12 protein-coding genes and 1 tRNA gene are annotated in these 14473 nt (G+C 71.8%); 4 read left to right on the forward strand and 9 right to left on the reverse strand.

Features of this window, described 5'->3' with window-relative positions:
* Positions 1–58: 58 nt before the first annotated feature.
* The 5 genes from OG861_RS18760 to OG861_RS18780 form a co-directional block, all read right to left on the reverse strand.
* The gene (locus OG861_RS18760) at positions 59–646 is read right to left on the reverse strand and encodes a 50S ribosomal protein L25/general stress protein Ctc (RefSeq protein WP_329195866.1); all 588 of its coding nucleotides are present in this window, start codon (positions 644–646) and stop codon (positions 59–61) included.
* 207 nt (positions 647–853) lie between these two features.
* Positions 854–1831, reverse strand: coding sequence for a ribose-phosphate diphosphokinase (locus tag OG861_RS18765; RefSeq protein WP_136213578.1), 978 nt, complete (start codon positions 1829–1831; stop codon positions 854–856).
* Positions 1832–1976: 145 nt separating this feature from the next.
* On the reverse strand, positions 1977–3425 hold the full coding sequence (gene glmU, locus OG861_RS18770) for a bifunctional UDP-N-acetylglucosamine diphosphorylase/glucosamine-1-phosphate N-acetyltransferase GlmU (RefSeq protein WP_329195864.1): 1449 nt from the start codon (positions 3423–3425) through the stop codon (positions 1977–1979).
* Between the two features lie 111 nt (positions 3426–3536).
* Positions 3537–3609, reverse strand: a tRNA-Gln gene (locus tag OG861_RS18775).
* Positions 3610–3631: 22 nt separating this feature from the next.
* The gene (locus tag OG861_RS18780) at positions 3632–4531 is read right to left on the reverse strand and encodes a hypothetical protein (RefSeq protein ID WP_329195862.1); all 900 of its coding nucleotides are present in this window, start codon (positions 4529–4531) and stop codon (positions 3632–3634) included.
* Between the two features lie 131 nt (positions 4532–4662).
* Between OG861_RS18780 and OG861_RS18785 the strand changes: the two genes are divergently transcribed.
* Positions 4663–5922: a sensor histidine kinase gene (locus tag OG861_RS18785; protein WP_329202249.1), complete on the forward strand. Its 1260-nt coding sequence runs from the start codon at positions 4663–4665 to the stop codon at positions 5920–5922.
* Here OG861_RS18785 and OG861_RS18790 read toward each other — a convergent pair.
* Together OG861_RS18790 and OG861_RS18795 are read right to left on the reverse strand one after the other, a co-directional pair.
* Positions 5919–6425, reverse strand: coding sequence for an SUKH-3 domain-containing protein (locus tag OG861_RS18790; protein WP_329195860.1), 507 nt, complete (start codon positions 6423–6425; stop codon positions 5919–5921). The genes OG861_RS18785 and OG861_RS18790 overlap by 4 nt on opposite strands.
* Before the next feature lie 5 nt (positions 6426–6430).
* Complete coding sequence (locus OG861_RS18795) at positions 6431–6982, reverse strand: YwqJ-related putative deaminase (protein ID WP_329195858.1); 552 nt, start codon at positions 6980–6982, stop codon at positions 6431–6433.
* 229 nt (positions 6983–7211) lie between these two features.
* Between OG861_RS18795 and OG861_RS18800 the strand changes: the two genes are divergently transcribed.
* The 3 genes from OG861_RS18800 (at position 7212) to OG861_RS18810 (ending at position 11640) form a co-directional block, all read left to right on the forward strand.
* A complete protein-coding gene (locus tag OG861_RS18800; protein ID WP_329195856.1) occupies positions 7212–8207 on the forward strand; it encodes an SMI1/KNR4 family protein in 996 nt (331 codons plus the stop codon).
* Positions 8208–8214: 7 nt separating this feature from the next.
* The gene (locus OG861_RS18805) at positions 8215–10617 is read left to right on the forward strand and encodes an SUKH-4 family immunity protein (protein ID WP_329195853.1); all 2403 of its coding nucleotides are present in this window, start codon (positions 8215–8217) and stop codon (positions 10615–10617) included.
* 162 nt (positions 10618–10779) lie between these two features.
* Entirely contained in the window at positions 10780–11640 is an 861-nt protein-coding gene (locus tag OG861_RS18810; RefSeq protein WP_329195852.1) for a cellulose-binding protein, read from the forward strand.
* Positions 11641–11796: 156 nt separating this feature from the next.
* On the opposite strand, the gene OG861_RS18815 is transcribed toward OG861_RS18810, so the two are convergent.
* Complete coding sequence (locus OG861_RS18815) at positions 11797–12744, reverse strand: hypothetical protein (protein ID WP_329195850.1); 948 nt, start codon at positions 12742–12744, stop codon at positions 11797–11799.
* An 82-nt stretch (positions 12745–12826) separates the two neighbouring features.
* On the reverse strand, positions 12827–14278 hold the full coding sequence (locus tag OG861_RS18820; RefSeq protein ID WP_443056529.1) for an MFS transporter: 1452 nt from the start codon (positions 14276–14278) through the stop codon (positions 12827–12829).
* Between the last annotated feature and the right edge of the window lie 195 nt (positions 14279–14473).

A 14473-nucleotide genomic window follows, 5' to 3' on the forward strand; every position in this document is an offset into this window, starting at 1 on the left:
GAGCCGGACGGCGGTCGTTCAGCAAGTGCTGCGAATTGCTGAGGGGGAGAGGCGGAACTCAGGCCTCGGTGCCCTCGGCGGCGGCCTCGGCGGCCGGCTCCTCGGCCTGCGGGGCGACGACCTGCAGAACCGGGGTCTCACCGTCGACGGCCAGGGTGGTGCCCTGCGGCAGGACCAGGTCCGAAGCGTGAACGGTCGCGCCGGCCTCCAGGCCCGCGATCGAGACGGTGACCTCGGTCGGGATGTGGGTGGCCTCGGTCTCGACGGAGATCGTGTTCAGCAGCGTCTCCAGCAGGTTGCCGCCCGGGGCCAGCTCGCCCTCGGTGACGACCGGAACGTCGACCGTGACCTTCTCGCCCTTCTTGACGATCAGGAAGTCGACGTGCGAGATGGAGCGCTTCAGCGGGTGCTTCTGCACGGCCTTCGGGATGACCAGCTCGGTGCCGCCACCCGCGATGTCCAGGGAGATCAGGACGTTCGGCGTACGCAGCGCCAGCAGCAGGCCGTGGCCCTCGACGTTGACGTGCTTCGGGTCGGTGCCGTGACCGTAGATGACACCGGGAACCAGCGCGTCGCGACGGGCCTGGCGGGCAGAGCCCTTGCCGAAGGTGTCACGGAGCTGGGCGGAAAGCTTGACCTCGGACATGCTCACTCCTCGTGGGGTGACGGAAAGAAGGACGACGGTCACCCGGCCGGAACGGCCTGCTACGAAGAGCGCGTCGATAACGGAGCATCCGCACCCGAAAAACAGGTACGGCCTCCCTCGCCGAGCAACTCGAAGAGTCTACCCGGCCGGGAGGCCACACCCAAAAGGATCAGCGGCGCAGGACGCCGGCCGCTCCTGCGACGGCTCCTACTGCTGCTCTTCGAACAGGCTCGTGACCGAACCGTCCTCGAACACCTCACGCACCGCACGCGCGATCATCGGCGCGATCGACAGCACCGTGATCTTGTCCAGCTCCAGGTCCGACGGGTCCGGCAGCGTGTTCGTGAACACGAACTCGCTCACCTTCGAGTTCTTCAGACGATCAGCCGCGGGACCCGACAGGATGCCGTGCGTCGCCGTCACGATCACGTCCTCCGCACCGTGCGCGAACAGCGCGTCGGCCGCGGCGCAGATCGTGCCACCCGTGTCGATCATGTCGTCCACCAGGACGCAGACCCGGCCCTTGACCTCACCCACGACCTCGTGGACGGTCACCTGGTTCGCCACGTCCTTGTCACGCCGCTTGTGCACGATCGCCAGCGGCGCGTCCAGACGGTCACACCAGCGGTCCGCCACCCGCACCCGGCCCGCGTCCGGAGACACGATCGTCAGCTTCGACCGGTCCACCTTCGCGCCCACGTAGTCCGCCAGGACCGTCAGCGCCGACAGGTGGTCCACCGGACCGTCGAAGAAGCCCTGGATCTGGTCCGTGTGCAGGTCCACGGTCAGGATCCGGTCCGCACCCGCCGTCTTGAGCAGATCCGCCACCAGACGCGCGGAGATCGGCTCACGGCCCTTGTGCTTCTTGTCCTGACGGGCATACCCGTACGACGGCACGATCACGGTGATGGAACGCGCCGAGGCACGCTTCAACGCGTCGATCATGATCAACTGCTCCATGATCCACTTGTTGATCGGAGCCGTGTGGCTCTGGATCAGGAAGCAGTCCGCACCACGCGCCGACTCCTGGAAGCGGACGTAGATCTCACCGTTCGCGAAGTCGAAAGCCTTCGTCGGCACCAGGGCGACGCCCAACTGGTGCGCGACCTCCTCGGCCAGCTCGGGGTGGGCGCGGCCGGAGAAGAGCATCAGCTTCTTCTCGCCGGTCGTCTTGATCCCGGTCACAGCACAGTCTCCTCAGACGTGTTGAAAGCTGCTCGCCCCCGTGCGCGTCCGTCCCGCACACGGTGAGCCAGCCGAATTGCGTGCACCTATCACGGTACGCCGTCGCCGACGCACCTGTTTCCGGTCAGTTCACCCGGACAGCCGCTCAACGCGGCCCCGAGCCCTCCCCGACCGCCGACTCGGCCGCCGCAGCAGCGGCACTCCCCGGACGCTTACGCGCCACCCAACCCTCGATATTCCGCTGCTGGCCACGGGCGACGGCCAGCGCACCCGCCGGCACATCCTTCGTGATCACCGACCCGGCCGCCGTGTAAGCACCGTCCCCGACCGTGACGGGCGCCACAAACATGTTGTCCGAACCCGTCTTGCAGTGTGAACCGATCGTCGTGTGGTGCTTGTGCTCACCGTCGTAATTCACGAACACGCTCGCCGCACCGATGTTGGAGTACTCACCGATCGTCGCGTCCCCCACGTACGACAGGTGCGGCACCTTCGTACCCTCACCGATCGTCGCGTTCTTCATCTCGACGTACGTGCCCGCCTTGGCCTTCGCACCCAGGTTCGTCCCCGGACGCAGGTACGCGAACGGGCCGACGGTCGCCGACTCCCCGATCACCGCGGAATCCGCGACCGTGTTGTCCACCCGCGCCCCCGCACCCACCCGCGTGTCCGTCAGCCGCGTGTTCGGACCGACCTCGGCCCCCTCGGCGACATGCGTGCCCCCCAGCAACTGCGTCCCCGGGTGGACCACCGCGTCCTGCCCGAACGTCACCGTCACGTCCACGAACGTGCTCGCCGGATCCACCACCGTCACACCCGCCAGCATCGCCCGCTCCAGCAACCGCGCGTTCAACAACGCCCGCGCCTCCGCCAGCTGCACCCGGTTGTTGATCCCCAGGATCTGCCGGTGATCCGAACCCACGGCCGCCCCGACACGGTGCCCCGCCTCACGCAGGATGCCGAGGACGTCCGTCAGGTACTCCTCGCCCTGGCTGTTGTCGGTACGAACCTTGCCGAGCGCATCGCTCAGCAGCGCCCCGTCGAACGCGAAGACCCCGGAGTTGATCTCACGGATCGCGCGCTGGGCGTCGGTCGCGTCCTTGTGCTCCACGATGGCCGTCACGGCGCCGGTCGCCGCGTCCCGGACGATCCGCCCGTAGCCGGTCGAGTCGGGGACCTCGGCGGTGAGCACGGTGACGGCGTTGCCGTCGGCCTCGTGCGTGCGCGCGAGCTGCCGGAGCGTCTCGCCGGTCAGCAGCGGGGTGTCGCCGCAGACGACCACCACGGTCCCGGCGATCTCGCCGCCAAGCTCTTCGAGGGCCATCCGGACGGCGTGCCCGGTGCCGTTCTGCTCGTACTGGACGGCGGTGCGGACACCCGGGTCGATCTCGGCGAGGTGCGCGGCGACCTTCTCGCGGGCGTGGCCGACGACGACCACGAGGTGCGCGGGGTCCAGCTCGCGCGAGGCGGCGACGACGTGGCCGACGAGCGAGCGCCCGGCGATCTCGTGCAGAACCTTGGGAGTGGCCGACTTCATGCGGGTGCCTTCACCCGCTGCGAGTACGACGACGGCTGCCGGGCGGGTTGCGCTCACGGGGATGCCCTTCGGCTTCGGGGGTGGACCCGTGAAGGATACCGGTGGGCCGGGGGCCGGAAACGAGGCCGGGTCCCGACCGCGGAGGTCAGGACCCGAACCGGCTTGAGGCTCCCCCGTCAGGACTCGAACCCGAACCTAATGGCACCAAAAGCCATTGTGCTGCCAATTACACTACGGGGGACTATGTCCGACTAAACCGGACATTACGTCCTCATGGTCAAGTCGACGGCACCTACTATGCCGTACCAGGTGCCTTCAATGCGACGGTACAAATCAGAGCCCTTCAGGACGCGCACCGTGAGACAGCCGCGGTACGTGTCGCCCGTGTTCTTGCGGTTGGTGAGAGGGTTGTGCCGCTTCAACGTCGTCTTGCCGAAGTGGGAGGCGTCGAGGCCGACGACACCGGTCCAGTACTCTGCCGCCGCGGCCGCGTCGGCGGATTCGTGGATCTGCAGCGTGAACCTCAGGCGGTCGTCGTCCACGCCGAGGAGGCGCAGCCACGCCAGGAACGTCCTGATCATGCCCGGATCGCTGTTCACGAAGCTGATCTGCGGTTGTGGCCTGTGGGGCTTGGTCTTTCCGCCTTCGGCCCAGTAGAGGCCGACGCCGAGCAGGAACAATTCCCTGTCGGTGAGGGATCCGACCTCCTCCTGTGCCGCCCGGCGGTCTTCTTCGTACGCCGCCTGGCGACGCAAGTGTGCCTCCTTGCGCCCCTGCTGAGCCCGCACCATGTCGGTGCCGGGGGGTCGCACCTTCCGCTCCGGCTTCGGCAGGTCGCGGACCCAGAGGGAGATGGAGCTCTTCGAGCAGCCGAGCTCGACCTGTATCTGGTCGTAGGTCAGGCCCTGGAGGCGGAGTTCGCGGGCGCGGGCGCGGAGGTCGTCCTTGGCGTTGGGGCGCTTCGTCCATTCGGGGGCCGGTTCGCCCTCCAGCAGGCGGTTGAGGATGTCGTTGTTGTGGACGTGCAGGCGGTCGCGGATCTGGCGGCGGCTGAGGCCTTCGCGGCGGAGGGTGACGGCTTGCTCGCGAAGGGCGTCGAACGTGGTGGCGCCCGTGCGGAGGCCGCCGGTGCCGTCGCCCGGGCGACGTCGGATTTCGGTCATGTCGCCAATGTCGTCCGGAATGTGGGATTCAGGTATCGATGGGCGACACGTTCAGTCGTACGTGCGATTACCGGCGGTTTGCCGGAAAATCCCGCGGAGCCGTGGTGGGGGCGCTGCGTACGCTGGACGGCATGACCAGTACGGGGGAAGAGCAAGGCAGCGCTGGGCCGCCGTTGTGGTGGGAGCGGCGTCGGGACGTCGCGTGGGACGTGGGGATCGGGGTGGTGTCCGCCCTGGAGTGTGCGTGGGAGGGGGTGCCGTTCGCGCGCGAGGCCGGGGTGCCGGTGGTGCTCGGGGTGGTGTTCGGGTTCGTGGTGGGGGCCACGCTCGTGCTGCGGCGGCGCTGGCCGGTTGCCGTGGTGTTGGTGGCGGTCGCGGTGACGCCGGCGGTGATGGGGTTCCTGCTCGGGGTGGTGGGGCTGTACTCGCTGGCCGCGTGTGAGGTGCCCCGGCGGGTCACGGCGATCCTGACTTCGATGTCGCTCGTCGCGACGCTGGTGGTGATCTACCTGCGGACCGACGACGAGGCGGGGGTGACGCAGACCCTGTTGATCTCGCTGTCGGTGTTCGTGGCGGTGGCGCTGACGGTGCCGCCGGTGTTGCTGGGCATGTACGTGGGTGCGCGGCGCCGGCTGATGGAGAGCCTGCACGAGCGGGCGGATTCGTTGGAGCGGGAGTTGTCGCTGCTGGCGGAGCGGGCCGAGGAGCGGGCGGAGTGGGCGCGTACGGAGGAGCGGACGCGGATCGCGCGGGAGATGCACGACGTGGTGGCGCACCGGGTGTCGTTGATGGTGGTGCATGCGGCGGCGTTGCAGGCGGTTGCGGCGAAGGATCCGGTGAAGGCGGCGCGGAACGCGGCGTTGGTGGGGGACATGGGCCGGCAGGCGTTGACGGAGTTGCGGGAGATGTTGGGGGTGTTGCGGGCTCCGGCGGCGCAGAGGCCGGTGGCGGTGCCGGTGGTGCCGGTGGTGGTTGCGGGTCAGGAGGAGGGGCCGTCGTTGGCGGAGCTCGAGGTGCTGGTGGGGCAGTCGCGGGCGGCGGGGATGGTGGTGCGGCTTGATGTGCGGGGGGAGTGGCCGGGGTATGCGGCGGAGGTGGAGCAGGCGGCGTACCGGGTGGTGCAGGAGGCGTTGACCAACTGCCACAAGCACGCGCCGGGTGCGGAGGTCGTGGTGCGGCTGGCTCATCGGGAGGGTGAGGTGGCGATGCAGGTGGAGAACGGGCCGTGTGACGGTGATGTGGGTGGGGCGGGTCTGCCCAGTGGGGGGAACGGTCTGGTGGGGATGCGGGAGCGGGTGCTGGGGTTGGGCGGGGTGTTCGTGGCGGGGCCGACGGATTCGGGTGGTTTCCGGGTGTCGGCGGTGCTGCCGTGTGCGCCCGTGCGGGCTTAGCCGGTGGTGAGGCGGGTGGGCTGGAGGCCGGTGAGGAGGAGGGTGAGGGCTTCGTCGAGGGATGCGCCGAGGTACCAGTCGCCGGTGTGGTCGATGCCGTAGACGCGGCCTTCGCGGTCGATGGCGAGGTGGGAGCCGGTGTCCGCGTCGATGCCGAGGGGGCTGAGTTCGGTGGAGAGGGCTCGGCCGAGGTCGGCGAAGGTGCGGGCGAGGTGGAGGCCCGTGAGGGGGTCGAGGTGTACGGGGGTGGGGGCTATCTGGCGGCCGGGTCCGGGGGCGGTGAGGGTGAGGCCGCCGAATTCGGCCCAGGCTTCGACTGCGGCGGGGAAGACGGTGTGGCGGTGTCCGGCGGGGGTGGTGTGGTCGCGCAGGGCGTCGGCCCAGTATTCGGCCTGTTTGATGTCCCAGCGTCCGGGTTCCCAGCCGGCGGTGCGCAGGGCGGTGTCGATGGGGGTGGGGAAGCGGGTGGCTGAGGAGCGGTCGTAGGACGCGGAGGTGCTCATGGCGGCTACTCGGTGTGGGAGAGGTCGACGGGGCGTACGCCGAAGTGGGTGAGGAGGGCTTGGCAGGAGCGGCAGGGGGGTGCGTAGGTGCCGTGGAGGGGGTCGCCGTCTTCGCGGATGTGACGTGCGGTGATCTTGGCGTGTTTGAGGGAGCGGCGGGCTTCGCTCGCGCTGAGGGGTTTGCGGGAGGCGCGTCTGCTGCGGGCGGCTTCGGTGGCGGTGATGTGGCGGGAGAGGAGTATCGCCTCGGGACATCGGCCGGTGAAGCGTTCGCGTTGGCTGCTGGTGAGGGTGTCGAGGTAGTCCTGGACGAGTGGGTGGAGGGTGGGGGGCTGGTCGGCTTTGCCGGCGGTGCCGGTGAGGGTTTCGCCGCGTACGGAGAGGGCTGCGGCGATGGTGGGCAGGATGCCGTCGCGGCGGAAGCGCAGTACGGGGACGGTGTGGCCGTCGGTGGTGCTCCAGCGTAGGCGCGGGTCGCCGGTGGTGCCCGTGGTGCCGGTGGTGGCGCTGGTGGGTGCCGGTTCGGCGTGGTCCGTGCGTGTTGCCGTGTGCTGCATGGTCGCTCTTCCCTCCCGTGGCGGCGGTGGTGGCCGCGGTCGCGCACGCCCCCGTGCTGAGGGGACAGCCTGTCAAATGTCCCGTGTGGTGTGGAAGCGGGGTCGAATTTTCGTATCAATTCGGATGTTGCGGGCCGTGGTGTGGGTGGGCGGCCGGTGGGCGGGTGTCGCTCTTGCGGGAGCACATAGGCTGTGGTGAACCAGCCAGATCCAGCAGGGGGCTACCGCCATGACGACAGGTCGGCTCGGGCAGCAGGCCCCGCCACCCAACGCCGCTTATTCGGGGCAGGTCGTGCATTTTCCGGACCCGGTCCGGGCTGCCCGGCATCCTCACGGTGTCCGGATGAGTGGTGAGGGTCATCCCGATTTCTCTCCTTATGCTCGGGCGGCGGTGGAGATCGCGGAGCCGCCTGAGGGTTTCGGTGTGGACGAGCTGCGTTTGACGGATTACGTGTCCGCGAATGCGGCGATGCGCGCGGTGGGTCACGAGTTGTGGGACACGGTCGGTGCGGTGGCGACTCCGCACGGGTGGACGTGGCACCACGTGGCGGGTTCGCGCCGGTTGGAGCTGGTTCCGGTCGAGGTGAAGGCGTTGCTCCGTCATCACGCGGGGCTGGCGTCGGCGCCGGTGGATCAGGACAAGCGTGGGACGCGGCCCCTGCAGGAGGTGCGTCCGGTGCACCTGGGTCTGCCGAAGTCGGTGGTTTCGGTGTCGGAGCGGCAGGTGCAGGGGGTCGAGGAGGATCTCGGGTACCGGCTTCCGGAGGCGTACCGGTCGTTCCTCAAGGCGGCCGGGGGTTGTGCGCCGGTGGGTACGGGGCTGGACGTGGAGCTGGGCCTGCTGGTGGACCAGCCGTTCTTCACGGTGCGTGAGGAGGCGGCGGTCAATGACCTGGTGTACGTCAACAAGTGTTTGCGGGACCACCTGACGAAGGACTACCTGTGCGTGGCCTTCGTGCAGGGCGGGTTGCTCGCGGTGAAGGTGAAGGGTGAGGGGATCGGCTCCGTGTGGTTCTCCCCCTACGACGACGGACGGGACCGGGACGGCTGGTCGGTGCAGGAGCGCGTGGAGCGGTTGTTGCTGCCGTGCGGTGCTGATTTCGACGCCTTTCTGGAGCGGTTGGCGGGTAGTCCGCCGGAGTTGGAGACGGTGGCCGGTCTGATGGTGGACGGCGGATTCGCACGCTCGGTTCCCGTTGCGGGTGCCGCTCCGGTGGAGGGGTGACGGCGCGGTGGTGACGTTTGCGCAGGCGCAGGAGCGCGCCGAGGAGTGGATCAACGGGGACGTGCCCGCCTACCAGCACCGTGAGGTGCGGGTACGGGAGTTCGGACTCGGGTTCGTGGTGTGGTCGGAGGACCGGGCGGGCGGTCCGGTGTCCGGTGGTGGGCGGCATCGGCTGGTCATCGCGCGGGACAGTGGTGAGGTGACGTTGTGGCCCGGGTTGCCGGTGGGTGAGGTGATCCGGCGGTACGAGGAGGAGTACGGGGCGGCGGCGGCGCCGGTCGCGGAGGCTTCGGTGCCGTCGCCGCGGATCGACTCGGAGCAGACCTCGTTCATGTTGAGTCCGCCGGAGTGGTTGCAGGAGGCGGCGGACCGGGCGGGGATTGCGCGGGCGGAGCCGTCGGGGGGTGCGGGTTCCGAGGCTGCCGGGGTCCCTTCGGGCGCGGTGGCGTCCCGTGGCGGGGGCGAGGCGGCGTACGAGCCGACCGCCAATGACGGGGTGCCGGCCGGGGCGACGCCGTGGGCGGGGACGGATGTGAATTCCGGCGCGGACGAGCCGTCGGTGCCGTTGCCGGCGACGGTGTTCGCGCCGCCGCTTTCGGGGTCGGACGTGGAGGAGGGCGCGGCGGCGTCTTCGGGGGTGGCTCCGGAGGCGAAGACGACGTTGATGTCCGGGGGCAGTCAGCTGCCGAGGACGGCGATAGCGCCGGCGTTGGGGGAGGGTGCCGGGAGCATCGCCGACGCGCCGACGAGCAAGGCGCAGGTACGGCCGGGGGTTTCCAGGGCAGTGGCCGGTGCGCCGGCTGACGTGCCGTCCGCGCCTCCTGCGCCTCCCGCGCTGCCGGGGGCTTCTGGTGCGCCGGGTGGTGGGCTTGATCACGCTGCGACGATGCTGGCCGGTCCTGCTGTGGTGGGGCCGCCGGCTCCGCCCGGGCCGCCGCCGGCTCCTGGTGTGCCTGGGGGTGCGTCCGGGGGTGCCGGTGCGGGTGCCGGTGCTTCTGGTGGGCCGGGTGGTGGGCTTGATCATGCGGCGACGATGCTGGCGGGGCCTGCTGTGGTGGGGCCGCCGGCTCCGCCGGGGCCGCCGCCGGCTCCGCCGGGGCCGCCGCCGGCTCCTGGTGTGCCTGGGGGTGCGTCCGGGGGTGCCGGTGTTCCCGGCGCGCCGGGTGGCGGGCTTGATCACGCTGCGACGATGCTGGCGGGGCCTGCTGTGGTGGGGCCGCCGGCTCCGCCCGGGCCGCCGCCGGCTCCTGGTGTACCTCCGGGTCCGCCCGGGGTTCCCGGTGCTCCTGCGGCTCCTGGCGCGCCTGGTGTGGGCGCGCACCACGCCGCGACGATGCTGGCCGGTCCCGCTGTCCCGCAGCCGCCCGGCCCGCCCGGGCCGCCGCCCGGCGCGCCGCAGCACGGCCCGGCTCCCGTGGCGGCGCAGTCCGGCGTCCCCACGGTGGGTCCCGGCTACCAGGCCGTGTTGCGCTACCGCGCGCCCGACGGCTCCGAGCAGCAGCTGATCCGTCGTTCGGCGCCGGGTACGCCGCACCCGGAGTGGCAGATCCTGTACGAGCTGCGGGCGATGAACGTGCCGCCGCAGCAGGTGCTGGAGCTGCACACGGAGCTGGCGTCGTGTGAGCTGCCGGGTGGTTACTGCGCGCGGATGATCAGGGAGACGTGGCCGCAGGTGCGGATCACGAGCGTGGCCCCGTACGGCACGGATCACGCGAGCCGTCAGCAGGGCATGCGGCATCTGATCACCCACCAGAGTGAACTGCACCAGGTGGCGGACGGTCCGGCGCGCCCCGCGCCGGTGCGGGCGCCGCTGCCGCAGGTTCCGTTGCAGCCGGCGATCCCGCTGGAGGCGATCGCGCAGGAGCTGGCGGGGGCGTTCGGGCCGCAGGGCGTGTTCCGTTTCGAGCAGCGGGCGGTGTCCCGTCAGGGTGTGCCGGAGATCGTGGCGCAGACGCTGATGTGGTCGGGTCTGCCGGTGGACTTCGGGCCGTTCTTCTGGGCGCAGGCGGTGCCGGGTCAGCCGTTGCCGACGCTGGCGGAGCTTGCTGCGCAGCGGCAGGTGCAGGCGGCGTCGGACGCGGGTTCGTACCTGGTGGTCGGCAGTGACTTCGGCAAGGCGCTGTGCGTGCAGTACGGGACGGCGCACATCGTCGCGGTTCCGGTGGAGGCCGGTCCGGGCGGGGCGCCGGTGCCGCCGCAGTTCGTGAATTCGAGCCTGCCGCAGTTCGTGCGGTCGCTGGCGATGCTGGGTCAGATGTGGCGGCTGCGCCAGCATTTGACGCCGGAGCAGGCGGGGCGCTGGACCGTCGATTTCCAGGCGAATCTGGCGGGGCTGGACGGTGCGGCGCTGGCTTCGCCGGAGAGCTGGTGGTCGGTGCTGGTGGAGCAGATGTGGGACGGGCTGCTCTGATCGCAGCCGTCGGCAGGTGTGGCCGGGCCGGGACCCCCGCGAGGGGTTCCCGGCCCGGCCATTCCGGCTTCAGGGAGCAAATGGCGCATCCTTGACGGGAATCCCCGCGAGAGAGGCGCTTCCAGCATGAGTGCACCGATGACACCTCAGGGACCTCAGGGTTTGGCGACCGCGCGCGGTCGCGGTTACCGGACCGATCAGGTCGACCGGTATCTCGCGCGGCTGTCGGGCAGCCGGGACGAGGCCTGGGAGCGGGTGGCTCGGCTGACGGTCCTGGCGAAGCGGATGGAGGCGGAGGCGCAGCGGCTGCGGGAGGCGGTGGCCTCGCTGGCGCCGCAGACGTACGACGAGCTGAGCGAGCGGGCGCGGCGGATCCTGGCGCTGGCGCAGGAGGAGGGCGAAGCCGTACGGGGGGACGCGCGCGCGGACGCGGCGGCGACGCTGGGCGCGGCGGACGCGTACGCGGACCGGGTGGCGGAGCTGGCGCGGCAGGACGCGCACGCGGTGGTGGAGCAGACCGAGGTGCGGGCGCGGCAGGGGCTGGAGCGGGCGCAGCGCGAGGCGGACGAGGTGCGGGCCGGGGCCCGGGACGACGCGGCGCGGTGGCGGGCGGAGGCGCACGCGGCGCTGGTGGAGACGCGCCGGCGGGCGGACGTGCTGGTGGCGGAGCGGGAGCAGGAGCAGAGGGAGCGCCGGGAGGCGGCGGAGCGGGAGATCGCCGTACGGGAGGCGGACCAGGAGGCGCGGCTGTCGGAGCTGGAGCGGGACGCGCAGGCGCGGCTGGCCGAGGCGCGGCGGGCCTTCGCGGAGGCGGAGGAGGCGGCGCGGCACGGGCAGGAGGACGCCGAGGCCCGGGGGGCGGAGCTGGTCGCGGCGGCGCGGGCGCGGGAGGAGCGGGTGGGGCGGGAGACGGAGCGGGTCCTGCGGGAGCATGCGGCGGCGCAGGAGGAGATGCGGGCGCACATGAGTCATGTGCGGTCCAGCCTGGCGGCGTTGACGGGGCGGGCTCCTGCGGAGGGCTGACGGCTCCTGCGGAGGGCTGGCGCGGGTTCCCGTGCGGGGCGGGTGGGGTTGCCCGTGCGGGGCCGCCCCGCGGAGCGGCCCCGGCTGCGCCGGGCTTTGCGGGGCTCCGCCCCGCACCCCGCGCCTCAAACGCCGGCGGGGCTGGGGAGTGGTGCCTCAAACGCCGGCGGGGCTTGAGGGGGTGGCGGGACTGGTCGGGGCGGCGGGGCTTGAGGGGGCGGTCGGGGCTGGCGGGGTGGTCGGGTTGGCCGGGGTGGCGGGGCTGGTTTTGGCGGGGCCGGGTGGGGCGTCCGCGGCGGGGGCGTAGAGGTACGGGTCGCTGCGCAGGCCGTGGGAGGTGACCGTCACCGGGAAGGGGGCGGGCGGGGGGTTGGGGAGGGGGGTGGTGAGGGCGCAGGTCACGGGGTCGAGGACGGCCGGGACCGGGGTGTCGGCCACCGTGACGCGGGCGTCGTCGAAGCCGCCGCCCTCGATGGTGAGGATGCCGTCCGCGAGGGTGACGCGTGTGATCACCGGGTTGGCGCGGGTGGCCAGCTTGTTGACGAGGTAGGCACCCGCCGGGGCTCCGGTGAGGGCCCAGATCTCCCCGGGCAGGCGCGGGAGTCCGCCGCCCACGTCGGCGAGGAAGAAGAGGACGACGTAGAGCATCGTGACCGCGCCGAGTGCCACGTACTGGAGGTCGACCAGGTCCGTGCGGCCGCTGTCGTTCGCGATGAGTTCCCGCAGCGGCCGCCGGCCCGTGGTCGTGGGCCTGGCGGCCGGCTTGGCGAGGCTGCCGTTCTGCACGCGGATCCCGACGACCGTCTTGGCCCCGATCAGTGCCAGGTACGGGCCGCCCAGCAGCGGCAGGTACACCGTCGTCAGGTTGGACAGCGGGCCGTGTTCGCCCTGGAACCAGGCGACTCCGCCGCCCGCCGTCAGCCCGTAGGCGAGGCAGGTGAGCAGCAGCCACACCAGGATGACGGTCCAGGCCAGGGCGAGGGTGGTGGAGGTGGAGAGCCGGCCGTCGCGGCCGGTGATGAAGCCGGGGTGGTGGTAGAGCCGCAGGGCGGCCGGGCCGGCCAGGGCGGCGAGTAAGGCCAGGGCGAGGAGTGCGGATGTCATGGGTCCCCCGTGTGGTGGTGCCGGGCGGCGGGTCGCCCCCAGAGAGATACCCGTACGCCCCGAGCATGACAACTCGCGGGGGCTACTCCTGGCCCGGCAGGACGGGGAACCTGCGGGGCGCCACCGTCAGCAGGATCAGCAGCGCGGCCAGGGCGGCCACCGCCGCGCCGAGGAAGATGTGGTGCACGGCGGCGTTCACGGCGGCCCGCAGGTGGTCGGCGGCGGCCCGCGGGAGGAGTTCCGGCCGGTCCAGTGCCTTCGACACGTCGTCCAGGTGGTCCGGCAGTCCGGGAACGGGGGCCCGCGTCAGCCGGGCGGCGATGGTGGCGTTGGCGACGGCCCCCATGAGTGCCGCTCCCACGCTCTGGCCGACCTGACGGGAGAACAGGACGGAGGCCGTCGTGGTTCCCCGTTCCGCCCAGACCACCGTGGACTGGACCCCGGCGATCAGCGGGAGTTGGAAGAGCCCGAGGGCCGCGCCGAGCAGCAGCATGACCGTCGCGGCCTGCCAGGGCCGGGCCGGGTAGGGGAGCAGGGTGAAGGAGAACAGGACCACGGCGGCCAGGGCGACCCCGGTGGCGGCGGTGTCGCGGAAGCCGATGCGCCGGTAGACGTGCTGGGCGAAGGCGGCGGTGATGGGCCAGGTCAGGGTCATGGCGGAGGCGACCAGGCCGGCGTTGACCGCGCCGAGGCCGAGCACGGCCTGGGCGTAGGTCGGCATGAAGACCTGCGGGGCGGCCATGAGGAGGCCGAGGGCGGCCATGGCGAGGTTGACGGCGGCGATCGTGCGCCGGCGCCACACCCAGCCGGGCAGGATCGGTTCCTCGGCCCGGCGCTCCACCCGCACGACCAGGGCGGCCAGCAGTGCGCCGGTGGCCAGGAGTCCGAGGGAGGGCGCGGAGAGCCAGGGCCAGGCGACGCCGCCTTGGACGAGGGCGAACAGCACGACCCCGCCGCAGGCGAACACGCCGAGTGCGCCGGCCCAGTCGATGGGGCCCCGGCGCCCCGGCGACCGCACGGGTTCGGTGAGGTGGCGGGCGATGATCGCCAGTGCGGCGAGGGCGAGCGGCAGGTTGAGCAGGAAGATCCAGCGCCAGTCCGCGTAGGTGGCGATGACCCCGCCGACCGCGGGGCCGCCGACGGCCGAGGTGGCCCACACGACGGTCATCCGGGACTGGATGCGGGGGCGGTCCTTGAGGGGGTAGAGGTCGGCGGCCAGGGTCTGGACCGTGCCCTGGAGGGCGCCGCCGCCCAGTCCTTGGAGGATGCGGAAGGCGATGAGGGCGGCCATGTTCCAGGCGGCGGCGCACAGCAGTGAGCCGAGGAGGAACAGGCTGATGCCGATGAGCAGGACGGGCTTGCGGCCGTAGGTGTCGGAGAGCTTCCCGTAGACGGGGAGGGTGACGGTGCCGGCGAGTACGTAGCCCGCGAAGATCCAGGAGAAGACGGAGAACCCGCCGAGGTCGCCGACGATCTGGGGGACGGCGGTGGAGACGATGGCGCCGTCGAGGGCGACGAGGCCCATGGTCAGCATCAGCGCGGCGACGACGGCGGTCTTCGGCCGCCCGGGCGGGGCCGCCGCGGGCGCGCTTGCGGCCCCGGCCCGCCCCGCCTCGTCCGACTCCCCGGCCGCGTCCGACTCCCCGGCCGTATCCGGCTCTCCGGGCGCGTCCGACTTCCCGGTTCCGCCCGTCTCCCCGGGGTCAGCGGCCCTGACCGGTTCGCCGGC

Source organism: Streptomyces sp. NBC_00539 (genome assembly GCF_036346105.1).
GTDB lineage: Bacteria > Actinomycetota > Actinomycetes > Streptomycetales > Streptomycetaceae > Streptomyces.

Coding starts and splice junctions, on each gene's coding strand:
- OG861_RS18815 (WP_329195850.1), bottom strand. CDS start 12,744: ATGACATCCGCACTCCTCGCCCTGGCCTTACTCGCCGCCCTGGCCGGC.
- OG861_RS18800 (WP_329195856.1), top strand. CDS start 7,212: ATGACGACAGGTCGGCTCGGGCAGCAGGCCCCGCCACCCAACGCCGCT.
- OG861_RS18780 (WP_329195862.1), bottom strand. CDS start 4,531: ATGACCGAAATCCGACGTCGCCCGGGCGACGGCACCGGCGGCCTCCGC.
- OG861_RS18790 (WP_329195860.1), bottom strand. CDS start 6,425: ATGAGCACCTCCGCGTCCTACGACCGCTCCTCAGCCACCCGCTTCCCC.
- OG861_RS18795 (WP_329195858.1), bottom strand. CDS start 6,982: ATGCAGCACACGGCAACACGCACGGACCACGCCGAACCGGCACCCACC.
- OG861_RS18760 (WP_329195866.1), bottom strand. CDS start 646: ATGTCCGAGGTCAAGCTTTCCGCCCAGCTCCGTGACACCTTCGGCAAG.
- OG861_RS18820 (WP_443056529.1), bottom strand. CDS start 14,278: ATGCTGACCATGGGCCTCGTCGCCCTCGACGGCGCCATCGTCTCCACC.
- OG861_RS18785 (WP_329202249.1), top strand. CDS start 4,663: ATGACCAGTACGGGGGAAGAGCAAGGCAGCGCTGGGCCGCCGTTGTGG.